Below are 23633 nucleotides of genomic sequence, written 5' to 3' on the forward strand. Positions count from 1 at the left end.
GAGGCGCCTTGTGGAGACGGCGCTCGTTGTGCGGTGAGGCCGAGTTCGACGCGGGCGTCCGTGTCGTCGTCCTGGGTTGCGCCCAAGGAAGTCGTGTGCGGATTCCACCTGATCTGGTGCTTTACGCCGGCTTCCCGCTGATGCCTGCACGGAAAACGGCCACCGGCTGATCTTTCGAAGGGCTCGTGCCACGCGTGCCTGTTCGGGACATGCACGGGTGCCTTGGGTTGGGCGAACAACCGCTGTGCGGGATTGCGTCATTGACTGTATGTAAATGCGGGGAATGGTCCACACTGGTCTCCCGGCTGGAGGAAGGTGCGCCCCTTGGTGTCGGACGGCGTCAGTGAGCTTGTGGACAAGTTCGTCGACTTCTTCTGCTGCGACCCGAAGACGGCGGTCCACGGCCCCTATGAGCCTCCTGGAGGCGCTGGAGGCGCCCTGAGCCGGGAGGAGCTGATCCCCGAGCACCTCTTCCGTTACCGGCTGGTCGACGGCGAAGGCCGTTCCGTGGACGTCCAGATCTATGTGGGCATCACGGGCGTGGGCGGGCTGCTGTGGGAGCAGGAGGTGCGCGTCCTGCTGCGGGTGGGCGCGACGGGGCAGCCCGGCCTGCCGCGGATCCTGGACGGTGGCTTCCGCTCCCCGGAGGAGACGAGCGACGCGATCGGCAGCGATGTCCTGCGCGGCGTGGCGGTGGTCGTCACCCGCGGCAGCAGCAACACCCTGGCCGACCCGGAGGCGGTCGCATACATGCACCGCGATCCCAAACTGTCGTTACGTCAGTTCGTCGGGCTGGCCGAGGCGTTGGCGACACTGCACGGCCTCGGTTCCTACCATCGCAACCTGTGGCCCGGCACCATCGGCGCGACGGACCAGGACCCGCCAGACATGTGGCTGGCGCGCTTCGAGATGAGCGCGCTGATGGCGAACCTGGTGCAGAACTCCTTGATCGACGCCCACGGTGAAGGGCGGCAACTCCGCGATCTGTATCTGTCGCAGCCGGTTCGCGCGCTGGCTTTTGCTCCCAAGGAGCGGCTGGACTTTCTCTTCCCGGACGGCGAGCACGCGCCCGTCGCGGAGGACGAACGCGCTGACGTCTACGCTCTGGGTGCCGTCGTCTGGGAATGGTTCTTCGGCCCGATGCCCACCGATCTGCTACCCGTGGAAGGCGAGTTGTCGAGCAGTACGCCGGAGCTCCTGGAGCGTCTCAACGCGCGCCTCCTGGCCACGCTGAGGGCTGAGCGGGAGCTGCCGCTCCAACTCACCGATCTGCTGCAGCGGATGCTTCGCTGGGACCACCCCCGTGAACGTCCCACCGCCCATGAGGTCGTCGACGAACTGCGCCGGGAGTACGAACGGCTCATCGTCACCTGGGACGAGCGAGGCACCAGTCGGCCGCACCTGATCGGTTACATGCCTGAGGAGTCCAGACTCACCCTTTACGAGTGGGGCTGGCTGGAGCACGACCCCGGCACCGACCCCGGCCGACTGGAACTGGCCGGGCTGATCCAGCGGGACCTGAAAAGCGCCGTGCTGGTGGACTCCCCGCGCGGCGCAGCGCCCTTCGTCCTGGGGACCGAACGCGACCGGAGCACGCGCGGCGAGGCGCGGCATCTGCTGGTCGGCAGACGGGCGCTGTGGTTCTGCACGTACTACCGGCCACGACAGGGGTGGGGCGGGCTCGGCCCGGAACTGGATGACGTCCTGCTGATCAAATACGTGGTGCGCCGCGACCAGCACTTCGTCCGCACCCGGTTGCAGCCCCTGCTGGACCAGCCCCTCCGCCGGGAACTGCCTGAACTGGAGACGGTGCCCATCGACATGGACACCGGCAAGTTCGAGCGGCTGCGCGCGGACCGGCCGTCGTGGCGGCCGCTCGTCGACGCAGTGCGCCCGGTGCGCCGGGCGCCCGATCACGAGCGGGAGTACGAGGCGGCGATCGACTGGCTGCTGGAGTTCCAGGGAGCGGAACTGCGGGCACGCACCTACGCCTGCGAGGGCCCCAAGGACTCACCGCGCAAGGTCACGGTCAGCCTGGACGAGGAGCGTGACGACGCCTGGGTCAAGCAGTCGGCACTGCTGACCAAGTACGTGGACGCCGGGCTCCGGCCCGCGCTGGGGGACTTCTTCGGTTCGCTGGAGGGCGACCAGGGCATTCCGGCCGCCGTGGAGATCGTCCCGGACGATCGGGGACGGCCTGCGTCGTCCGGGTACGCCGCCCGGGCGCTGGTCAAGGAGAAGGGCGGCCCGGACCGGGTCGTCCTGGAACTGATGGAGGACTCGCCTCCGGCGCCCGAAACGGGCTGGATCAGACCGCTGGACGACCGGGGCAGCCGTATCGCCCTGGAGCGCCAGGTGGACGGTCGCCTGGAGATGATGAACAACCCGGCGCTCCTCGACCAACTGCGTTCGCCGAAGTCGCTCCGAATGCTTCCCTACCGCTGGCGTCGGGCGGGGGAGCGATTGAGCGGTGACGACGGCAAGAAGGCGGTGCATGAGCTTCTCACCCATGAGCCCTTCTTCGCTCTCCAGGGGCCTCCCGGTACCGGCAAGACGACGGTCGCGGCCGAGGCCATCGCGCACTACCTGCGGGTCTATCCGGGGCACCGCGTCCTGGTCTCGGCCCAGTCCAACTTCGCGCTGGACAACCTGGCCGAACGGGTTCTGCGCAGACTGGACGCCCTCGACGATCTCGGCCAGCCCACCCACCGCTGGGAAGGGGTGGCGCTCCGGGTGGCCTCCCCCAAAGCGCCCGTGGACTCCGTACTGGAGCCCTGGCGGGCGAACCGGCTGGCGGAGGAGCGCGCCGACTGGATGCGGCGCAACCTGCCGCGGCGGATGAAGGGGGCGGGCCCTGAAACGAGGGGCGTGCTGGAGGAATGGCGGCGGATGCTGGCCGAGGACGCCACCGACAGCGTGCTGCCGGAGCTGGGAGACCGGATGCGCCGGACGGCCAACCTCGTCTTCGCCACCTGCGCGATGGCCACCGCTGAGAACGTCACCCCCGTCGGCGTGCGCAGCACCATGGACTGGGTGGTGGTCGAGGAGGCGGCCAAGGCTTGGCCGACGGAGCTCGCCATGCCGCTGTGCCGCGGACGGCGCTGGACGCTGATCGGTGACCACAAACAGCTTCCGGCGCACCGCCGCAACGACGTCCTGCGCTTCCTGGAGAGCTGCGTCGACGACCCGGACGAGGAGTTCAGACGGATCGGCATGCACTACGACACCTACGTCCGCGCCTTCGATCTGTTCCGCTCGCTGTTCGAGCCGTTGGGCGATGGGGCCGGGCAGGGCGAGGGCGGGGCGGGTGATGCGCACGAGGACAGCGAGGCGGGTGCGGCGCGGAAGAAGGACAAGCGTGACAGGCCGCTGCTGACGCTGCGTACGCAGTACCGGATGCGGGACGAGATCAGCCAGGTCGTCAGCCGCGTCTTCTATCCGGTGCCCGGCAGCGGACAACTTCCCGACGGACTGCCGCCGGGGCTGCTGACCACCGGCAAAGAAATCACGCCGGTGAACCTGACCACGCCCGAGGTCCTGGCCGGGCGCTCGCTGGTGTGGCTGGACACCCATGGCGAACCGGACTGCCAGGGCCAGCCCCGCTGGTTCAACCACGGTGAGGCCCGGGTTGTCCAGGAACTCGTCGAGTCCATGCGTCCGGCTCCCGTACCGCTGGGCGCTGGCGAGCCCGGGACCACGCTGGCAGTGCTCAGCCCTTACCGGCAGCAGAACCGTCAGCTGGCCAAGTGTGGACTGGAGCGCTACCTGTCCACCGTGCACGCCTTCCAGGGCAGGGAGGCCGACATAGTCGTGGTGTCCCTCGTACGCGACCGTCGGCCGCCCGGCACCGAGACACAGCCCTGGCTGGGCCTGGGACATCTGATCGGGGCCGACCTGATCAACGTGATGTTCTCCCGGGCCCGTCAACTGCTGGTGCTGGTGGGTGACTTCGAGCACTTCGCCGCGTTCCGCCCGCCCGGTCCGGTGGAGGGCGAGCCGAACGACGAACCGGATGAGGCGTCTCGCTCGGGAACGCCGCGGGACGAGCCGGAGGCGGTGCGCCGGCTGGCGCCGGTCGCCCGTCCCGTCCCGGGACCGGTGCCCAAGCCCGGCCCGATGCCCGCCCACAGCGGGACCACCGGAGACGAGCAGGGCCAGGAGGCGGGCCGCAGGACCCCGCGACCGGTGATCGACGTCGGCTTCTGGCACCGGGTCTGCCAAGCGGTGGAACTGTACGGCTCCCGCATTCCGGTCGCCGAACTCGCCGATCGCCGGCGCTCCAGCCCGGCCGCCGGCCCGATGGAGCCGTGATGGCGGCTACACCGGGCAGCAGAGCGGTCATCTACGTACCCTGTGACACCTTTCTGGTACACGTCAGTGCCGGCTTCGGGGACGTCCTCTCGCCGATCGAGATGACCGCCCTGCGCCTCATCGACGCCCTGGACCGGGACCGGGACGGCATGCCGGGCATCACCTCGGTGGACGAGCTCGTGGAACTGCTCGGCCTCGGCCACCGGGTCACCCTGGAACTTCTCCACGACGTCTGGCGCAAGGGCTATGTGCGGCTGGACTTCGCGAGGGGCGGAGTGCTGGTCAGCGAAGAGGTCCGCACCAGAATCGCGGAGAATGCCCTGCACGAGCTGCCCGGCGCCGAGACGCTCGACTACGCCTGCGAGGTGATGATCGACCGGCTGACCGGGTTGGTTCAGCCGCGCCGTGGGACCCTCGCCCCGGGCTCGGGCCGGCTGGCCATGGAACCGGTGCTCGACGACACCACACCGGCCCAGGTACCCCGGGCGGAGCTCATTCCGGCACTGGAGCGTGATCTGCGTCGGCGCTTCACCGAGCGGGACGAGGACGGCCCCGACGCGGGACCAGGCGCGTTCCAGGGACGGCACGGAACCGGGCGTCCGCCCCGGGTCCTCTCCTATCGGACTCCCACCGACGAGGCCCAGATCACCGAGCGGCGCTGGATCCCGCTGGACGTCCTCGTCCACGAGGACCCCGACACGGGCCGGCTGCAGATCGTCGTTGCCGACCGGACCTACCCCGCCTCCCGGCACCAGCTCGCCGGGGAGCGGCTCACCCAGCTCGCCACTGACAACGCGTCCACCCCGTTCGTCCGGGCACTGCGCGACCTGGCCGGGCAGGACCTGGTCGACCCCCCTCCTCTGGAGCGGCTGCTCGTCCGGTTGCGCGAACGCGCCGACCGGGCCGTCTCCGCCCGCGCTGCCGACCGGCCCGCCCGGCACCTCGAACTGTGCGACGAGGCACGGACCGTGTGCGCGGCACTCGACAACCGCACCGCCAGCGAGGTGCGCGCCGTCACTGTCACTGCGGAGGAGCACGAGGATCGGATCGCCGAACTCGTCGGAGCGTGCCGGGCTCAACTCGTGGTCGCGGCGCCGAAGATCACGGTCGCCGGCTGGAGGCGATGGGAGCCGGCACTGCGCCGGGCCCTCGACGCCCGGGTCACCGTGGTGCTGCTGTGGGGTGAGCAGCCCACCGCCCAGTTGCCGGAGCCAGTGCACAACGCCCTGGTCAGCCTGGTACGCCGGTACGGCTCCGGTCGCCTGGTGTATCCGCAGGTGGCGCCCTGCCCCGAGGCGAACGTCGTGATCCGGGACGACCAGGCCGCGCTGATCACCTCCCGCGACATCATGGGGCACGCGGCGCGTCAGGCCCTCGGGCTCCTGCTGACCGCCCCGGAAGACGGCAGCCACTGCACCGTCTTCGGCCAACTGCTCTCCTGGGCGGCCGGTACTGTCCCCACGGCGAGGATGAGCCGACTGCTCAGGACGACGGGTGACGCTTTTGGCACCGGGCAGCCGGCGCTCCCGGAGGCGCTCGGCTTCCCGGAAGCCCCCCCGGAGGAGGCGGATGCTCCCGAAGCAGCCGTACGGGCATGGTCCGACGGCTGGGTCGCGTACGCCCGAGCGCAGGCCGAAACCGCGGAGGGCCGTGAACTGCCCGCCGCACGCGTAATGGACACCGACGCGCACGTCGACCTGCTGTGGCGGGCACTGCGTTCGGCTACGCGCCGGCTCGTCATCAGCAGTGACCGGCCCCCGTTGGTCGACGACCGGTTCATGACGCTGTTGACGCGCAGGCTCCGGGAGGGGGTGTGGGTCACCCTTGGACTGGCGGTGCCGCCCGGCCAGGAGCCCGCCGAACTGGTGCGACTCGCCGCTGAGTACCCGGGTCGGCTGCGCCTGGTGCCCGCGCGCGGCCGGGTCCTGGTCCACGACGACGAGGTTCTGGTCGGCGGCAGGGACCTGCTCGGTGAGGGCGGACGTGGTGCCCGGCGCGGCCGCCCTCGGCCCGCGCCCGGGATCGTGCTCACTGGCGCGGGGGCCGCCGCCGCGCTGGCTGCGGCGGCCGGCGAACCGCCCGAAGTCGCCGCGTTCGTTCGCAGGCAGGAGAAGGTCGCCGCCGAGACCAGTGGCACGAACCCGAACGTCGTCTACGCCCGGCAGCGCATCGTCACGAACTGGCGGCCGGGCGCGGAGGGGGCGGCGCTGCTGCGGACCGAGCTCGGCCGGTCCGAGGACCCCTGGGCCGTACTGGAGGACCTCGACCGGACCGGCGACCCGGACGTGGTTACCGCCGCGGCTGCCTGCTGCCTGCTGCACCACACCGCCGCCGCGCCTCCCGAGACCGGCGCGCGCTGGCGGCTGCGGCTGGTCCGGCTGTGCTGGGAGGAGGGCGACTACACACGCGCCGCCCTCCTGAGACGGTCCGTCGCCGACCGAGCGGCCCGGCCCCGGCTGCCGCTGGCCGCCGTCGCCGCCGCCCGCGGCGGACGCCGGCTGGGCACCCATCTGCTGGAAGTGGTCGCCGACACCGATCTCGACCGCGACGAGCAGACGGCGCTCCTGCTGATCGCCGTCGAAGAGGTGCTGCGCACCAGCGACGACCTCCCCCTCGACGCCCTAGCCGTCGTGACGGAACTGTCCACCGTGCTCGGGGAGCCCTGGAACGACATCGGCGACGCGCTGCGCCGCTGTCACCGAGAGCTCTACGGCCTTCCCGCGGGCCCGCAGATCCGTCGGGCGCTCAGTGACGAACAACATCAGGAGGAACGGGACGCGCAGTGGCAGGCGCTGGAACAGGCGCTGCTGGTAGCCGACCGGCCCCCGCTGAGCACCAAGCCGGCCATCCGGGCCCACCATGTGCTCTTCCGCGACGACCGGCTCTTCGGCAGGATCCGGGCCTTGGTGGCCGGCCGGGACACCGAGGGCCTGGGCGCCCTGCTGGCGCGGGAGACCGGCGCCGGGCGACGCCACGGCGACGGCCGGGCCGTGGCGTCAGACCTGGTGGACGACACCTGGCGGGGAGTGAGCCAGCCGCGGACCGAGTTGTTGCACAGTGCCCCCAGGGAGAACTACCTGTCCAAGCTCGGCGAGGTGCTTGACCTCGCGTGGGGGGTCGCCACCGCGGAAGCCGACCCGGAACCACCCGGTGACCCGCGGTCCAGTGGCCCTCGCGACCCCGTGGAGGTCGTACGGGAGCTGGGGCGTGTCATGGCGGATCTACGGGACCGGACGGAGGCCGCCGTGGAGCGACTGGCCGAGCCGGAACGGAGGCTGTGCCACAGCGTCCTGGACGGTCTGGCCGACCTGTACCGGCTGGGAGCGGCGCACCGGTTGACGGTGGGTGAGGGGAGACAGCACTGATGGAACTGGCCGACGGAATCCTGCTGGACCTGCTCCAGAACTGGCCCGACCGCTGGAGTCACCCCGCGCTCGTCTCGGAGCTTGCCGCAGGCCGTCCGCTGTCGGTGACGCTCGGCGCGGACGCCCTCGACGAGCTGGCCGAGGAGGTACTCGACGGCCTGCTGGTCCCGCGTTCCGCGGCGACGGCTGCCCGGCACCTGCTCGCCGAGGGCCGCTTTGATCTGGTGGACCTGATGCTCGACGGAGGCCGACTGCCCCTGGAGGACGCCCGGCAGCTCAAGGACGACCTCGCCGACGCCCGCCTCGGGGCCGCGGGCCGTGCCACACGCGCCCTGCATCTGCTGGCCCGACGTGCCGAGCAGCTCGAACTGGCCCACAGCTGGCACGAGCAGGACGGTACGGTGCGCGACCTGGTGGAGCTCGCCACCACCGACGAGTCCGCCTTCACCGAACTCCTCGCCGGCTGGGAGGATGCGGCCACTGCTGCTGAGGACGCACGGGGTGAGGCACTGCGTGCCGGGCTGGACCGGTCGCGGAAGGACGGGGAGCCACCGGACCGGGCGGCCCGGAAGCTGCTGGAGGAGTGTCTGACCGCGGGGGAGTTCCGGCTGGCCCGCGTGCTGGTGCACAGCGACCGGGCGCAGTCCCCCGACGCCGCCGGGCCCTCGGGACTCGCCCGGCGGCCCTCACCGGTACGGCTGCGCCGGTACGCCCTGGCGGACGTGCTGGAGTGGTACCGGTACGGCGAACTCGGCGCAGCCGAACTGCACGGCTGGCTGCCGCCCGAGGAGGACACGGCCGGGCGGCGGCTCATGGACGCGTTCGCCGAACTGGTCCTGGCCGGAGCGGACGTGCCACCTGATCCGGCGCCGGTGCGGGAACTGGTGGAGGCGCTGCACGAGTGCGTGGGGACGGCCGAGCCACTGGTGGAGTGCGAGCCCCTGGTCGGCGGGGTGGTGAGCCGGCTGTACTGCACGGGCGATCACCGGTTGCCCCCGCTGGGTTTCTTCCGGACGGGCATTCCCCTGTGGGTGGCTCCGAGCACGACAGAACCGCCCGAGTCGGTGACCTCGGCTCCCTTCGTCTGGCTGGTGCCCGAGTGGGCGGGGGAGACCCCGCCGGCCGAGGGGTGCGGCTCGCTGTACGCGGACGACCTGCTGCGGCTGGCCGCGCCGGAGCCCGGCGGGTCGGTGGTGCCCGCCGCTGAACGACAACTGGCGCTGCTGCGGGCGGTGGGACCGGGGCTCGGGGTGAGCGGGCTGCTGGACGCGGGTCGGGCCGGGGGAGGGCGAGGGCTTGAGCTGGCGGGCCGGGGCAAGGCCGCGCTCCAGCTCTCGTGGTTCTTCGACCTGCTCGGCCTGCAGCCGGACAGCGTCACGGCGGAGGCCGTGCTCTACGAGACCGGCGGACACCCCTTGGCCCTGTGGGAACTGCTGCTGACCCTCTGTGACCGTCCCGAGCCCCGTGCCTCCGGTCGCGATCTGCGCGCCCGGCTGGAGGCGGTGCGCGAGGACACCGACTGGCGGCGGCGGGCCGCACGCCGCATCCAGGACCGGCTTCCCGACGTCAGCGTCGGCCTGGCGCTCCACACCGCGCTCTGGCTGCGCAGCGGCGGCGGGCGCGGGGAGTTCGATGTCGGAGAGTTCGACGTCGAGGAGTTGACGGATGTCCTCGCCGACCTCGCGGGCAGTGACGGGGTCCCGCCGCTGGTGGACCTGGCGGCCGGGGTGGAGCCACTGGTGTCGCACGGAATCATGGAACGCCGGGAGGGAACGCTGACCCTGGTCGCGAACGGGCTGCCTGAACTTCTGGCCCGGGGCAGTGGGCGGCAGTCCGAGGAGATGGTGGCCGGCCTGCTACGGCAGGCCCGCGAGCATGCGGACGCGGTGCTCGCCCAGGTCGTCGTCTCGCTGAGCCAGATCACGGTGGACACGGTCGATCACTACAACACCAACCTCCAGCGCAGGCTCTCGGAGATCGCCACCCGGATGGCGAAGGAGGAGGACCGCGAGCGCCGGATGACGCTCAACGAGGAGTACCTGCTTCTCTTCGACCAACTGCGCCAGGTGGGCTCCCTGACGAGGACGGCGCAGGAGCCGCCCCGGCCGGTGCCGCTGGGCGAACTGATCGTGCAGCAGAGCCGCGAGGCTCATCTGGGCTCGGGCGGCCGCGACAGGTACGAGATCACCGGTGCGGACCACCTGTGGGTCACGGCCAACCCGTGGCTGTTGGGGCAGATCTTCTGGAACCTCTTCGACAACGCGCGCAAGGCGATCGACGCCACGGCCGCGAAGCACGGCTTCGTCGACGTGACGGTGACCCCGTTCACGGACGCCGAGGACAGGCCGTGGTGCGTCATCACCGTCGCCGACTCCGGTGACGGCATCGCACAGGGCGTGGCCTCCCGGCTCAACCAGGGCGAGTGCCTGACCACCCGGAACGGCTCCGGCCAGGGCGTCCGTATCGCCCGCACCCTGACGGAGCTCTACAAAGGCCGACTGCGGGTGCTGCCCGAGCCTTCACCCGAGCTGTCCGGTGCCCAGATCAGGATCGAACTGCCGCTGACGACCGTGTCCACGGAGGACTGAGCGGCCACTGGCGGTCGTGGCGCTGCGGCCTGCTTAGCTCCAGTCGGCGTTGCAGAACTCGCCCACCAGACGGGTCGCGGCGCGGACGTCGCGACGGTCGATCGCCTCCTGGGCCCGGTGCCGTTCGCGCTCCCAGGGCGCGGCCGATGCCCTGGCCCGGTTGCGCGGATGGGCGCGTTCTTCCTCCAGCCTAAAGACAGCGTGAGCCAGTTGCGCTCGTAGCCGCAGGAGCTGGTAGGGGGCGGAGTCGTCGAACAGTTGCCTGGCCAGTTCGTCGAGACAGTTGTAGAGATCGCGTCCCTTCAGCCCTTTCGGTACGACGCGCAGCAGCCGGTGCCGCTGAAGGAAGGTGCTGTTCAACTCACCGATCGCGGGGTCCGGGTAGGCGGAGACGAGGACCGTGGGAATCCGGGTGTACTTGCACAGGTGCTCGATGATCTCCATGCCGTTGCGCGAGGCCTGGTCGTCCAGATGTAGGTCGATCAGCGCACCGTCCACCTGGTGCAGGCCGATCGGCGCACCGTTCACCTGGTACGGCCGGGAGCCGGAACAGAAGTCCCGCCATTCCGGCAGGCCTTTCAACGGGATGATGTTGCAGCGGCCGCTCAGCCGTTCACCCAGCTCGTCGGCGTCCGTGTCATCCACGATGAGCAGGTTCTTACGGGGCGGGGCGGGGATCAGGACGCGCAGGTCGCGATCCTTGGGGAAGAGCTCCGGCAGCGCCCGGGCGGAGGCCGGGCGCTCCGACTCCGGGAGTGCGCGCAGCGCCTCCGCAAGCCGCCGCAGCCCGCGGCGGGCGGGCTGCCAGATCTCCCTGGGCAGCTCATGGTGCTCGGCGGGGTCGCCCGCCCACATCCGGGCCAGCCGGTCCAGTTCGCCGGCCGTGGGGCTCGGGGGCAGGGCCTCCATCGCGTCCATGAACTCGTGGAGATCGACGCTGTACCGGTCGAGGGCCAGCCGGTATCCGCCGCGCCCGACGACCTCCACCGGGTAGCCGTCGTCGACGAGCCGCTTCTTCAGCGTGTGCACGGCGGGCCTGTCCCGCTCGAACGCGACGCAGAGCTGTTCGACACTCACCGGACCTCGCTCCACCGCGAGTCTCAGCAGCAACTTCCGTCTGTCCCGCGGGGGTAACTCCTGTGGGATTCCCTCCGGACCGACGACCTGGAGCGCGCCGAGAAGCCGGACGCGCAGTCTGCCGACGGGCAGGTCGGCGGCGTAATTTGGTGCAGGCACATCGTCAAATTTACAGTCGATGGCACGGGTTGGCACGGGTTGCGGCAGATGTTCCAACCAATGACTGACACTTCGCTGACACAGTTGCTGACAGCGCGCCCGAAGGGGCGGCCAAGTGTCAGCGAGGCGACTGCTGACCCTGTCAGGGCCTCAGGCGCAAGCTCAGGTCGTGGTCGAACCGGACCCACCCCTCCCCCGATTCGCGGAGGGCCAGCGCACCACCTGACAGGAGCAAGCACCGTGGTCACCCACCGACTCACCCGCGACGAGCGGCCGATACCCGGCAACGTCTTCGTCGCCACTCCCTTCGGCGTCAAGAGGACGACCGACGGCGAGCTGTTCGACTATGACAGCTTCTTCAAGTCCGAGCTCGTGCCGCTCATCTCCAGCTTGGGGATGACGCCGGTTCGCGCCGACGCCCTGTACGGCGGCGACTCCGTCCTCACGCCGGTGTGGAAGGGCATCCAGCAGGCCGAGATCGTCCTGGTCATCTTCTCGGACGAATCCGTGAACGTCTCGATCGAGTTCGCCTGGGCCTACCTCCTCGGCAAGAAGATGATCTACCTGACGCAGGACCTCAAGGAGATCCCGTCGGACGTGAAGGACCTGCGGACGATCACCTACTCCTCGCACTATGCCCACATGAACCGGATGCGAGAGGAACTGCGCCTCGCGCTGGAGGCCGTACGCGAGGAGAGTGTGGTCGAGATGACGCTCCTGCCGATGATCGGTGGCGGGACGGTGCCGGTGCCGGCCCGGGTCGTCTCCGCGTCCCGGGAGTTCGTCGTGGTCGAGACGGACGACGGTCGGCACGGCGTGCTGTCCAACGCGGACGTGGACTACACCCGGGTGGTGACAGACATGACCGTCAAGTACGAGGTCGGCACCCGCCTGCAGGGCGCCTTCGACGTGGACGCCCGCGGCGACATGCGGTACACGCTGCTGGCCGGCAGCCTGAATCCCTGGCCGGCGCTGAGCGCCGACTACCCGGTGGGCAAGGTCTTCACGGGCACGGTCCACAACGTCCATCCCATGCTCGGCGTCTTCGTCCATGTGGCGCACGGTGTCAACGGACTGCTCGCCAAGTCGGACGTGGTGGCCGCGGCCGGAATCGAGCCCGGGGACGACGTGGAGGTCGCGGTGGTCCGTATGGACACCGAGCGGCGGCGCATCCTGCTGCGTCTCGTCAAGCCGCCGCGCCAGGGTCGGCCGCTCACCACCGTTCCGCGGAACGCCCCGGCCGCCCGGGAGGAGGCCCGGCTGTCGGTCGGCGACCGGTTCGACGGCGAGGTGGTCCGCACGAGGGCGGAGGGGCAGGGCGGTTATGCGCTGCTCAAGCTGCCCGGACGCCGCCGGCCGGTCATCCTGCACTGCACCGCCATGTCGGAGGAGCTGCGCCAGGACCTCAACGCCGGGGAGATCGAGCCCGGCGAGATGATCTGGGTCGAGATCCTTTCCGTGGACCCGCAGCGGGACCGGATCCTCGTCAAGGAGATACCGGAGCCCGCCGACGAGCAAGGGGCTGCCGCCTGACCAGAGCTCTCCCCGGTGCCCTGCCGCCTCAGCAGGCGATGGGGCACCGGGACTCATCGCTCAGCCCACGCGGCTGCGCTCAAAGTATTCGGTGTTCTGGTGTGAATCCGGCATTACGATAGCTGGTCGCCGCCCATGACTAAGGCCCAGGTCGCTGACCTGGGCCTCACTCCTGGAGCGGGTGACGAGAATCGAACTCGCACTCTCAGCTTGGGAAGCGACGGCGCCTCTTCGCCGCAACCGCCCTCACCTGCGCTTTCCTGGACCGGAGCACGATCTCTGGGACCTGTTTCGCGCCGCTGTTCACCGTTGCTGTCCGGTCGTACGGGAACGCTGTGGGCACGAGGTCGGACAGTGGTGCTTCGCGGTAGGCCCGCGAGCCCTTGACGGTGTAGCGCCGCTAGGAGTGCACTGCCGCTGACACGGCGACTTGCGGTTGCACACCTCGGCGCTCGGTCGGGCGGCGCCAAGATCACAAAAAGCGGCTTTTTGGGTACAGACTTCGATCTTCACCACAGGCAGTCTGGGGCACTGGGCGAGGAGGCAGCCGATGTGGTGGATCGCGATGGGGCTTGGGAGCGTCGCGGGTGTTGTGGTCCTGCGCATTCTGCTCCGGCAGGTCCGGGAGCTGTTGCTGGACGTCGGTGACGTGGTACGCGCGTGGACCGAGGTTTTACCCAGTACCGACGACAGGGAAGGCCGACGGGCTGAATGCTGCGCCGCTCGCTACCGGTGTCCCGGATCCGCAGAGGTTCCGAGGTGTCTGCGCAGGCTCAAGTAGGCAATCACACGTGATTCCTGGTCGGTCTGGGCGAGACCTCCATGCCGTGTGAACGCCGCTGCGGGGGAAAGCGGTACCTCGCTGCTGCGCGGGCGGTCGTGGCTGCCCGGGCAGATGGACGATTCAGCGGGGGTGGCGCTTGGTGAGACGGCGAACGATCAGGGGGAGGGCGGTTCGTGCCAGAAGTCCGGCGATTGGAGGAGGCGGGGCGCTGACCTGGCATTCTCTGCGAAGTGTGCGGTGACCTGCGGAAACTGCTTCCGGTAGTTCTCATGGGTCAACGCCGTTTCCCGGGCTCATGTGGCCTGGATGTGACCTCGCGGCTCACAGGGCCAGGTGCTTGGACAGGGGTATTGACCTCTGTTGCAGACCCTCCAGCACGAGGTGAGGAATCACTTCAAGTGCAGTATTCAGGGCGTACTCCAGAGCCGCAGCATCGGGGGACCGGTCGATGTCCAACGCATCGGTCCACTTGCGTGGCTGATAACGCGCCAGCATGGAGAAGCTGTAGAGGAGCAGCTACCAGGACATCAGCGGTGTCGGTGGCGTTTTGCTCGTCTCGAAAGCGGGCCGCAGGTAGCGGTACGCCCTGAAGCGGTAGACCGGTGCCCGAGCTTCGAAGAACTCTTCGATGTCCGCCTCTTGCATGTCGTTCTGGGGAGCCGGCCAACACAGCTCGACGGAGAAGGACCCGGCCTTGAGTTCCTCGAATGCCTCATCCTCAGGGCCCCATACTCGCGCGCCTTGGAGGCCCTGGTACCTGGCGATGAAGTCCCTGACCCACGACTTCCTGCCTGGCAGTGGGGGAGTGTCCTCGTGTACGAAGACGGTGGCGCGAACGTATCCTGCGGTTTCAGTAGCAGTGTCGTCGCACCACCTGCCCGCGTTCCTGGCAGACACGTAACTGCTTGCCAACAGGTCAACTGCGGGGGTGTGCTTCGATCCTTCGAGCGGAACCTCGACGAGTTCAGGTATCGAGTTCCATATGGATCCGAGGCTGACTGCGCCTGTGGTGCGTTCCGACCCGGTGGTGTCAGAGACTGCCTGGAACGCACCCACCCCCTCCGGCCTGACTGCGATGTCGGGGATGTCGTGTTTCATGTCCGGGATCTTCAGACCGTGCTTGTCGAAGGTCCATGTCCCCTGCGCGTGGGCGGCCGTTATAGCCAGTCCGGCTTGGACGAGACCGTAGTACAAGTTGATGGGGCGAGTGGCGGGAGAGACGACCTCGGCCGCCTTCATCTGTTCCTCGAACTGTTGCAGGGCGGCGGAGAAGGTTTTCCTCCTGGAGGCCGAACTCTTGAGGTGACTCTTGTCCGCCAGGCTCGTACGGCAGTGTCGCAGCCCCAGCTGTATCGCTGTCGTCCCGTTCATGTGCTCCCGCCTTCTTCCGTGAAGGACAGTGTGACTGCTCGGGATTCGGCAAGGCGGGATAATGCGCAAGGATGATCGGCGTGACCAGGAGCGCAGCGTCAAGTTGCGTTGCGCGACCTTGGCGTTGTCTGCGGTGCCGGCCGCCGCGTTCCTGCCGTTCGTCAGGAGCGCACGAGGCGGGCGATGGCGTCGCTGGCTTCCGTCAGCTTGATGTCGCCGCTGTCGCTGCCGTCCGCCACGGCGGTGCGTACGCAGGTGTCCATGTGCTCGTCGAGCATCTGCAGGGCGAAGGACGCGCGGACGCCTCCTGGCTGACGTGGTGTTCCCTGGCTGCGACCGGACTGGCCTGCGCGGCGTCCGTCGCCGCCCTGGAACGAAGCGGGCGCCTGATCGCGCGGGCAGAGGCGCCGCTTGCCCCCGCATGACGCGCCGGCACACCCGCGGGGCACCGATGGACTCGGTCGCCTCGCGGGGTGTGCGCGCGTCGGGCACCGTGGCTGTAGCACTCGACGCCGGGTGACTGGGCGCGCCGACTGCCGTCTCCGGGTCTGCGCCCCGTTGCGGCTCGTGCCCTTCGGGACTGCGTATGCCTCCCCGGGATACCCCCACGCTTCCGGCACGGGCGGGAACGGAGCGGCAGATGTGTACGACGCGGAGTGCGTGCGGGAGAGCGCCTGCCAATGGGCGTCCCGGCGCGAGGGTGACGGGGCGTGAGACGGGCCTCCCGGGTGGTGGCATCCCGTGAGCGGCTTCACTGCCGCGCTGTCCTTGCTTGGCCTGGCCTGGCCTTGCTGGCGGTGGCCGGAGCATACGGAGCGGCCTGGGCGCTTCGGCTCTCCTCCGACCCAGGATCTCGTTGCAGGTGAGCGGGACCAACCCGTCCGGAGCGGGATGGCGGGCATGTTCTGCCGCACGGGTGACCGCCAGGAAGGCGTGCGCGAGCATGGCCAGGGTGACCCAGCGCGACCAGGAGGTGAAGCGGCGCACCTGGTGCTCGTCCAGACGCGGACGTAGAAGTCCGACATGAGCTCGATCTCGCGGCGCTTGCGGAGCCCGCGGACGTATTGGAAGGCCACGAAGACGCAGAGGTCGGTCTTGTCCTTGGGCGAGATCGGTCGTCCCCACGTCACGGTCGAGGTCACGCGGCGCAGCGCGCTCGCCGCGCTGCCCTCGACCTTCTGCGGCGGTCGCGGACCCACAGCTGATTCTGGGAGTTGGCGAACCTGCGAAGGTAGAAGGCGGGCACCGTGTGGTGTCGTGCCCCTACCTGCTGGCTCGGATCAGCGTTTTCCAGATCCCACTCGTCCACCCCACGAGCCTCGCACGAGGTACTGATATCGGATACTGCGTTGTTTCACCCCTCCCTCGTACCGTCAGGAAGGTGGCCGTTCCGCCGGTAAGCCACTTCGTCGGGATGGAGACGAATGCGGTTGTGCCGCCAAGCAGTGTCGAAGGAGACGGTCCGCCGACTGGCCCGGACCAGACGCCAGGCGTGCCAACTGGTCCTCGGCGAGAGGACCCAGCGCCAGAAGGCCGTGCTCATTGGCAGCTGCCACGGTCGTCAGCTGTTAACGACCGCGGTCCGCTCATGAGCCGTTCTCCGGAGCAGATGGGCCTGGATGCCCATTGACCAGGAATTCTGCTTTCGCCGCGTGATCGGGGCGCTGCGCGTGACGCATGCCGGCGGCGAGGACCTCGTAGACCATGCGCCTTTGCGGTGGGTCCTGGAAGCTGTCGAGGAACTCCCGGATCACTTCGAGGGCCGCGTACTCGACAGTGCGCTCGGCTTCGGGGCGGTACTGGGAGAAGGCTTCAGTGATCTTGCGGAGAGTTTCCGGGCTCGGGAGGTTCTTCCAGTCGTCGGGTTGCTGCTCAATCCACCGTACGAGCAGCGCGGCAGGGTGGGTGAGTTCCTCCGCCATGGCTTCGGTGGTCTGTCGACGGAGAAGGTCGCTCACCGCTTGGCGGCGCTGGGCGGCGAGCAACGATCTGACGGCCGCCTGATCGTCAGGAAGCAGATCCAGGGTGAGCACGGCCTCGTATTCGACGGGTGGCTCGGTGGCCAGCGACCGTCTGCTTGCGAGGTGGCGTCCGCACGTGTCTCGTGCGGTGGCGAGGTCAGCGGGATCGCACTTGCGTGAAACGTCGAATGCCGCCTTGCGCAGGGTGGCTCTGATGGCTGCGGCGAGGTCGTCCGTCCTCTCTGGGTACGGGGGGTTAGTGATGACGGTGGCGGTGATCCGGGCGGTGAAGCCGATGCCCGGAACCTTGCTGGGCAGGCGGACCTCGAAGCGGGATAAGCGGCGCCGCAGCATTCGCCGCATGCGGCGCCGCGACCATCGGGAAAGAGTCACGGCTCAGGACTCCGCGGTTTCAGAGCCGATGGGCGGCGTTTCGGTGAGGATCGGCAGGTGGAGGTCTTTACGGAGGGCGATGACGGGCTCGTCGTACTGGACGCCGGGCTCTCCGAAGACGAGGGCCGCCACCGGGCTGGTGTAGAGGTGCTCGCTGATGACCTGGCGGAGGATGTCGGTGACGAGATCGCGGGATACCAGGCCCTCGGCTCGGACGCGTGCCCAGGCGACCATCAGGTCACGGCACTGGTTGGCGACACGGATGTCGGCCAGTGCGGCGTGCCAGCCCCGCAGAATGGCGGCCCTCACCTCAGGCGTGCGGCCCGCGGCCTCCATCAGCACCTGAAGGACGTATGCGTCGTCCTGCGGGTCGAGCAGGGAGAGGAAGGCGCGGTGGCCGGCCAGGTGACCATGTTGTGTGGCCCACTTGATGACTGTTTCCCACACCCGGGACAGCTGGCCTGGCTGGACGGCCATGGCACGCACGGCCGTCTCCGCGGCTCGTACGGCGGTGTCCGGTTCTGGGCGGTCGAGGATGTGCCGCAGGCGCACGAGGGTCTGACGTGGGTAGTGGGTGGCGAACTCGCCCTGGCAGACGAGGGCGACGACCTTGGCTACGGGCTCCTCGTCCGACTGGGCCCAGTCCAGCAGCCTTGTACGCACTTTCGCACCGAGAGCGTCGGCCAGGGCGGCCCTGGTGAAGACTCCTGCGATCAGTTCCTCATGCTGGGCGGTTGTGCTGCCGTTGCCGATCCAGGCGCGGATCTGGTCGATGATCCTCACGTCTTTCTCGGTGATGGCCAGCTCAACGAGCAGAGCACTGATGACCGCCAAGCGGGAAGCGCCGGCTTCACCAGGTGCGGTGATGGTGTCGAGCCACTTGAGCAGGTGCTTGTGGATGTCGGGGCGCTGTTGCCAGAGGTGGTTCAGCACAGCCTGGGCGTAGCCCGGTTTATGGTCGAAAGTGGCGTGACGACCAGCCACTTCTGCGCCGACTGTGCGAAGCCGAGCGGAGAGGTCGGGGCCCGTGAGAATGGCCTCCACGTCGTTCTGTGGTCCCCTGCCCAGCAGGCGCCGAGAGGCATCTTGGATGGCGATGGCTTCGCTGCCGCTCAGGAAGAGTGTCGCGACCAGCAAGGCGCGGTCGGCGGGACCCGTCTCCTTGAAGACCGCGTTCACCTCTGTGCGCCACTGCTGGAAGGCAGACAGCGCTGTGTTCAGTCCCTCTGCGGAATCCTCGGCCTGGGCGAGGTCACCAGCCAGCCTCGCGGCGGCAGCGGGTGCGGAGGATTCCGACAACAGGTGTGCGGCCTGGCCCACCATGCCCGTGCCGTCGGGCTTGAGGGTGGTGTTGAGCCAGCGGACGCGCTCGGGCTTGCGGTAAAGGAACTCAAGATGTTTCTCGGCTACCCGATGCGGGGCTGGCCTGCTCTTTGTCCGGACGACGACCCGGCCCAGCGTTCCGGACGCACCCTCGGGCCAGGCGTGCTCGTCTGCGATGACGACGAGGTAGGAGCCGATCCGCCGAAGCCTCTCTCCGTGCGTCACCAGCGCCTGAGCGACCTCGGCAGGCTGTTCCCAGCCGCTGATCTCCGCTGCGACGTCCAGCAGATAGGCCGTGCCCGGCTGATCTGGCAGGGAGCCGATGTCCGGTGTCTCCGGCCTGTCCTAGTCTGGGCTGATGGCTTTCAGCGGAAGTGGCTCACCGTCGGTATTTCGCTCGGCCCGGGAGACCTGCCACAGGGCCCTGGTGCCGGCGGTGCGTTTGCCGTAGCCGCCGGCTCCCGAGATCACTGCCAGTGCCGGTCCGTCCGACGTCAGCAGGGATACCGCGTCGCTTGCCGTCATGACGGTACCGCCGCTGTGTTCCGTGTCCACCCACGCCCTGCTCACGACGTCCAGCTCGACCTGGGGGATGTCGGCAACGGTCAGTCGCTGCTTCTCCACCATGGTGACATCGCCGCCGGCGATGATGATCTGCGATCTCTCCACGCTGTGGACATCCACGCTCATCCTCGCCCGTTCAGGAGAGGCCGACGGCAGCGGTGGTGCAGTCGTGGGTGTCGGGGGCACGGGTGGTCCCGCGTCGGAGCCGGGCTCGTTCAGGTCGCTCACTTCTTGCCCTCCGGCATGCCGTAGGAGAAGTCGCCAGCGGTGGCTGAGCCTCCCGCGATGACCACCTGGCTGCCGGTGTTGTCGTGCACGCTCACGCGCCCCCAGACTTCGTCGGCCTCGTCGGACCGGTCCACCAGGCTCTTGAGCTCAGCTGCCGCGTCGGGGTTCTTTTGCAGGAATGCGGCTAGCTGGATCATCAACTCCTGCTCCAAGGTCTGCGTGATGCCGGCACGCTCGCTGTCGGGGCTACCGACCAGCCGATCATGTGCGGTGTCCAGGAGACGCAACTCCTGCTCGGCCGTCTCCTCGCCGCCCCTGCGGAATAGCCGGGCCATCGCTGCACGGACGGTCTCCCAGCTGCTCTTGGCCATCTCGGCCACCAACACCGCGGCCCCACCGGTGGCCACCTGCATGACGTTCAGTGCATCACTCATGATCAATTCCCCCTGATGCTGTGGATTGGCGACATATGCCAGCACAGCGTGCGGAGATCGTCAGACTGCCTCAATCGAAATGCATTGCCTCGTCTATAAACGATTGGTGTGGAAACAGGCGGAATCCAGCCAGGTAGGACGGCGGACGCTTCTCCTCCGTATCTCCAGGCGCGGTAGATGTCCTGGTTGTGACGGTGGCTACACCATTCGGGCGACGGGCTTGCCAGCCAGAGTGGGAGGGTTCCGCGGGATCGCAATTTGGCGGATTTGCGTCTCCACGTGCTGCGCCGTGCCGTCAGGAGGGAACGCAAACCTCAGACCACGGACCTGCTCCCGAGCCGGGCCGCCAAGCGGTGCGCCTGCCACGTCGTCCGAGGCACGAGCAACCCGGCGCACGGGTGGAGACCGTACGCGGCCGGTGCCAAGCCGAAGCCCTGCCGGTTCCGGTCGAAGCCGGAGCAGCGCAAGGGGTCTCATGGGGAGCGGGAGACGAGAATCGAACTCGCGCTCTCAGCTTGGCAAGCGACGAACTCGGGGCGGCCTACCACGTATGACTTGCGCAGGCCTTGGCGCGCGGCGATAGGCGTGAGCGCTTGCCGGTACCTGTGTTAACCGTGTTCGTCCTTGCTGAAGTGCACGGTATGGGCACGACGCCGTGACACCGTGTACGCGGCGTTGACTGTGAAGGCGTCGTCGCTGACCGTACGGCGAGCACACTGTTCACGGCTACGACGGTGTTGCGGGCGGCTGTGGGCCGGCCGCGATGATGACAGTCAAAGCCTCGGCGGTCGTGGGGGAGGAAGCCCGTCCCGAGTCGGGACAAGAGGTTTGTCCCGAGTCGGGACATGACGCCCGTCCCGAAAAGGGACAACCAGAGACCCCGCGGAACGCGCGCATGCTCAACAGGGTCCGCCGGCTGACCGGCCTCCTCGCCGCGCCGGTCCAACAGGCGCTGAGCCGCGACGCGGCGGCCGGAAACGAGCCACGAAGGGAGGGGTCGATCGACGCTGCGGGAGGCCCGGCGGTTGCGCAGGCCGACTTGAACGGGAGTCCCGGCGTGCGACTACTTCATGGCGTCCTCGATCGCCTCGAAGATGTCCGCGTCGGTCTCTTTCTGCCAGTCGGGCAGGTCCGGCCAGTCGGCGACGTAGCCGGGCTTCGGGTTTTCGAAGTGCTTGTACATTTGCGCGGTCCAGCAGGTGGCGACGAAGCGGCTCTTCTGCTCGCGGGTGAGGCGGGAGGCGTGGCGGTCGCTGAGGTCGAGGAACTGGCGCACCTGGTCGTGGACGGCGCCGGCGGCCTGGCGCTCCCACTCGGGCGTCTCTTCCCAGGGAGTGACGTAGCCGGGCTTGGGCTCGCCGGGGAAGTGCTTGCGCACTCCGTTGATCCAAGCCTCGCGGAACAGTCGGGCGCCCTCGGACTGCGACATGCCTTCCCCTCTCGTCACGTCGTGCACAGTGCGTCGATCTCGGCGCCCAGTTCCGCCACACGAGCGTCGTGGGTGAGCGGGCCGAGGTCGGTTCGTAGCCCTTGAAGTTTATGGGCGACGTAACCGGAGGAGGTCGTGCGGGCGAGTCGCAGCGCCTCCCCGCCGTAGGCGAGTACTTGGTCGGGGTCCTGTCGCCGGGCGCCGATGGCCGCGAGGTCGGTTAGGACCGCACCGCGTCGGCGGAAGGACTGGCCGGAAGCGAGGACGTGCTGGCTGAGTGCGGTACTGAGTGCCTTCTCGGCGAGGTCAAGGCGTCCGAGCTGGACGTAGCGCGCTCCGCGTTCCTCTGCGAGGCGGGAGCCGTCGAAACGCAGCCAGCCACCGTTGTGGGCCGGCCCACTCAGGCCGGTCACCTTCTCCGCCTCGTCCAGGGCGCGCTCGCAGGCGGAGAGGTCGCCGAGGCCGGCGTATGCCTCGGCCTGGACGGCGGCGACCCAGTGGCGGGTGGACAGGGAGCCATCGCCGCGCCGTGCCACCTTCTCGGCGGCCGACAGCGTGCCGACCGCGTCGGCGTAGCGGCGTTCGTACAGATCGACGTAGGCGTGGCGGACGAGGGCACACGCCCACAGGTCGTAGGACTTCGCCTCCTGGCTGGCAGAGGCGGCGAGTGTGTAGGAGGCGGCGGCGTCGGTGTAGCGGTTGCCGTCGAAGGCCAGTTCTCCGGCGAGCTGGAAGAGGTCGCCGGCCACGCCGCACAGGGCCTGTGCTTCGGCCTCGGGCCGCTCGTCGAGGGTCTCGTTCAGGGCGGTGAGCTGGTCGCGGACGACGGGGTAGACGGAACGCTTGGCGCGGGCGAGCTGGTAGACCTGCCACAGGTGTCCGTTCATGCGCAGGAAGTCGTCGGACATCCCGCGCAGCGCGCCCTCCGCGAGGGCTGCGCCCTCGTCGGGGGATAGGGCCACCAGGGCACTGGTGACGGTGATGGCACGCAGGAACTGGCGTCGGATCATGTCGTCGAGGTCCCCTGAGCCGTGGTGGTCGCGAGGCGGCGGCCCTGCCGACTCCGGTCGGGCTGCTCGTGGCTGTCCCACCAAGGCGTTGAGTTCGTCAAGGTCGAGGTGGAGCAACTCGGCCAGCCGTGGTCTCAGCGGCGGCTGCGGGGTGGTGGTGCGGCCTTCCCAGCGGCCGACGGTTCGTCGGTCCACGCCGAGGGCGTGCGCGAGCTCTTCCTGACTGTAGCCCAGCGCCCTGCGCCTCTCCGCAAGCCCCATGCCGCCCCCTTTCCACGCATCAACCCGCGTCTAACCCGACGGCACCGGGCTGTCCCAGAAGTGTCCCAGGACTGCCCCGTGGATGCCGTGGTCCGCGCCAACGCGAGCCGCTTTTCTGGACGTTGTCAGGCACGACAACGGTGGAGACCGGAGAAGGGGTGCGGATATGGCAGCAGGAAGCGTCACGTCGTCCGACGTGGCTGCAGTGTCGATCGTCCTGGAGGCGGTCGACGAGGTCGTGGACACTGCGTTGGCCATTCGCCTGATGATGCCCGAACGGCTGGTGATCGACGCCACGACCCGTGACCTGGTCAGCCACCTGAGAGTGCTGATGGCCGAGGAACTCGGCTTTGACGAGGACCCGGCCGTCCAGGCGCTGTTCCGAGCGGGCTACCGGGTCCTCGACCTGACGCGCCGGCCGACGGAGCAGTCCCCCCACTTCATCGCCTACCAGTACATGAGCGACGTCGGCGCGCTGACCAGACGCTTCGCCGACGTCTACCGCGCGACCCGGAAGAAGGACCAGGACGATGGCTGACCAAGCCCCGACCGAGCTGCCAGTGCGCTCGTCTGGCGCCACCCTTCCCGACCAGGAACGAGCACGACGCGTCTTCACTGGCCGCCCCGGTCTCGCGGTGCGCGCCGGCCAGTCCTCGGAGCGCGCCCAGCTCATCTACCAGCACTCGACGGTCAAGCACCAACGTCGGCTGGCTCAGGGGATCGACACTGAAGTGCGCGAGCGCTTGCGTGAGGCGGGTGCCGATCGGTCGGAAGCCAATTAGGCGGACCGGTATCGGGGCTACGAGTCCGGCGGGACGGTTCCATCGGCCGGACTCTGGAGG

The 23633-nt window shown here is 69.0% G+C and carries 15 protein-coding genes and 2 pseudogenes; 6 read left to right on the forward strand and 11 right to left on the reverse strand.

Features of this window, described 5'->3' with window-relative positions; genetic code table 11:
- The first annotated feature begins 327 nt into the window (after nucleotides 1-327).
- From ACZ434_RS19195 to ACZ434_RS19205, 3 genes are read left to right on the forward strand one after another with little or no spacing between them, the layout of a single operon-like run.
- The gene (locus ACZ434_RS19195) at nucleotides 328-4311 is read left to right on the forward strand and encodes an AAA domain-containing protein (RefSeq protein WP_468457256.1); all 3984 of its coding nucleotides are present in this window, start codon (nucleotides 328-330) and stop codon (nucleotides 4309-4311) included.
- Nucleotides 4311-7676 (forward strand): phospholipase D-like domain-containing protein, encoded by a 3366-nt coding sequence (locus ACZ434_RS19200; RefSeq protein ID WP_468457258.1) that lies wholly within the window; start codon nucleotides 4311-4313, stop codon nucleotides 7674-7676. The genes ACZ434_RS19195 and ACZ434_RS19200 overlap by 1 nt, the downstream gene beginning before the upstream one ends.
- On the forward strand, nucleotides 7676-10264 hold the full coding sequence (locus ACZ434_RS19205; RefSeq protein ID WP_468457260.1) for a sensor histidine kinase: 2589 nt from the start codon (nucleotides 7676-7678) through the stop codon (nucleotides 10262-10264). Before ACZ434_RS19200 ends, ACZ434_RS19205 begins: the two co-directional genes overlap by 1 nt.
- A gap of 33 nt (nucleotides 10265-10297) precedes the next feature.
- Here ACZ434_RS19205 and ACZ434_RS19210 read toward each other — a convergent pair whose 3' ends face one another.
- A complete protein-coding gene (locus tag ACZ434_RS19210; protein WP_468457262.1) occupies nucleotides 10298-11341 on the reverse strand; it encodes a hypothetical protein in 1044 nt (347 codons plus the stop codon).
- A 399-nt stretch (nucleotides 11342-11740) separates the two neighbouring features.
- On the opposite strand from ACZ434_RS19210, the gene ACZ434_RS19215 reads away from it, so the two are divergent.
- Nucleotides 11741-13033: a S1 RNA-binding domain-containing protein gene (locus tag ACZ434_RS19215; protein ID WP_468457264.1), complete on the forward strand. Its 1293-nt coding sequence runs from the start codon at nucleotides 11741-11743 to the stop codon at nucleotides 13031-13033.
- A 1105-nt stretch (nucleotides 13034-14138) separates the two neighbouring features.
- Here the strand turns inward: ACZ434_RS19215 and ACZ434_RS19220 are convergent.
- From ACZ434_RS19220 to ACZ434_RS19265, 10 genes and pseudogenes are all read right to left on the reverse strand, one after another.
- Nucleotides 14139-14333 carry a YaaC family protein gene (locus tag ACZ434_RS19220; protein WP_468457398.1) on the reverse strand — a complete coding sequence of 65 codons (195 nt, stop codon included), beginning with the start codon at nucleotides 14331-14333 and terminating at the stop codon, nucleotides 14139-14141.
- Entirely contained in the window at nucleotides 14334-15188 is an 855-nt protein-coding gene (locus tag ACZ434_RS19225) for a YaaC family protein (protein WP_468457400.1), read from the reverse strand.
- 849 nt (nucleotides 15189-16037) lie between these two features.
- A pseudogene (locus tag ACZ434_RS19230) lies at nucleotides 16038-16190 on the reverse strand (IS701 family transposase); the annotation flags it as partial.
- Nucleotides 16191-16326: 136 nt separating this feature from the next.
- Nucleotides 16327-16497 (reverse strand): DUF4238 domain-containing protein, encoded by a 171-nt coding sequence (locus ACZ434_RS19235; protein ID WP_468457266.1) that lies wholly within the window; start codon nucleotides 16495-16497, stop codon nucleotides 16327-16329.
- 277 nt (nucleotides 16498-16774) lie between these two features.
- Complete coding sequence (locus ACZ434_RS19240) at nucleotides 16775-17512, reverse strand: hypothetical protein (protein WP_468457268.1); 738 nt, start codon at nucleotides 17510-17512, stop codon at nucleotides 16775-16777.
- A gap of 33 nt (nucleotides 17513-17545) precedes the next feature.
- The gene (locus ACZ434_RS19245) at nucleotides 17546-19090 is read right to left on the reverse strand and encodes a hypothetical protein (RefSeq protein ID WP_468457270.1); all 1545 of its coding nucleotides are present in this window, start codon (nucleotides 19088-19090) and stop codon (nucleotides 17546-17548) included.
- A gap of 120 nt (nucleotides 19091-19210) precedes the next feature.
- Entirely contained in the window at nucleotides 19211-19549 is a 339-nt protein-coding gene (locus ACZ434_RS19250; protein ID WP_468457272.1) for a hypothetical protein, read from the reverse strand.
- Between the two features lie 104 nt (nucleotides 19550-19653).
- Nucleotides 19654-20091 carry a hypothetical protein gene (locus ACZ434_RS19255; protein ID WP_468457274.1) on the reverse strand — a complete coding sequence of 146 codons (438 nt, stop codon included), beginning with the start codon at nucleotides 20089-20091 and terminating at the stop codon, nucleotides 19654-19656.
- A 1063-nt stretch (nucleotides 20092-21154) separates the two neighbouring features.
- The gene (locus ACZ434_RS19260; RefSeq protein WP_350721627.1) at nucleotides 21155-21520 is read right to left on the reverse strand and encodes a hypothetical protein; all 366 of its coding nucleotides are present in this window, start codon (nucleotides 21518-21520) and stop codon (nucleotides 21155-21157) included.
- 14 nt (nucleotides 21521-21534) lie between these two features.
- Entirely contained in the window at nucleotides 21535-22791 is a 1257-nt protein-coding gene (locus ACZ434_RS19265; protein WP_350721626.1) for a helix-turn-helix transcriptional regulator, read from the reverse strand.
- Between the two features lie 166 nt (nucleotides 22792-22957).
- Between ACZ434_RS19265 and ACZ434_RS19270 the strand changes: the two genes are divergently transcribed.
- Together ACZ434_RS19270 and ACZ434_RS19275 are read left to right on the forward strand one after the other, a co-directional pair.
- Entirely contained in the window at nucleotides 22958-23329 is a 372-nt protein-coding gene (locus ACZ434_RS19270) for a hypothetical protein (protein ID WP_468457277.1), read from the forward strand.
- 91 nt (nucleotides 23330-23420) lie between these two features.
- Nucleotides 23421-23573: pseudogene (locus tag ACZ434_RS19275) on the forward strand (tyrosine-type recombinase/integrase); the annotation flags it as partial.
- Between the last annotated feature and the right edge of the window lie 60 nt (nucleotides 23574-23633).

This window comes from Streptomyces sp. NPDC030893, assembly GCF_055571535.1.

What these genes read in the sequence shown, in the direction of transcription:
- ACZ434_RS19240 (WP_468457268.1), bottom strand. Translation starts at nt 17,512, where the DNA reads ATGCGGCGAATGCTGCGGCGCCGCTTATCCCGCTTCGAGGTCCGCCTG.
- ACZ434_RS19260 (WP_350721627.1), bottom strand. Translation starts at nt 21,520, where the DNA reads ATGTCGCAGTCCGAGGGCGCCCGACTGTTCCGCGAGGCTTGGATCAAC.
- ACZ434_RS19225 (WP_468457400.1), bottom strand. Translation starts at nt 15,188, where the DNA reads ATGAACGGGACGACAGCGATACAGCTGGGGCTGCGACACTGCCGTACG.
- ACZ434_RS19205 (WP_468457260.1), top strand. Translation starts at nt 7,676, where the DNA reads ATGGAACTGGCCGACGGAATCCTGCTGGACCTGCTCCAGAACTGGCCC.
- ACZ434_RS19270 (WP_468457277.1), top strand. Translation starts at nt 22,958, where the DNA reads ATGGCAGCAGGAAGCGTCACGTCGTCCGACGTGGCTGCAGTGTCGATC.
- ACZ434_RS19255 (WP_468457274.1), bottom strand. Translation starts at nt 20,091, where the DNA reads ATGAGTGATGCACTGAACGTCATGCAGGTGGCCACCGGTGGGGCCGCG.
- ACZ434_RS19265 (WP_350721626.1), bottom strand. Translation starts at nt 22,791, where the DNA reads ATGGGGCTTGCGGAGAGGCGCAGGGCGCTGGGCTACAGTCAGGAAGAG.
- ACZ434_RS19200 (WP_468457258.1), top strand. Translation starts at nt 4,311, where the DNA reads ATGGCGGCTACACCGGGCAGCAGAGCGGTCATCTACGTACCCTGTGAC.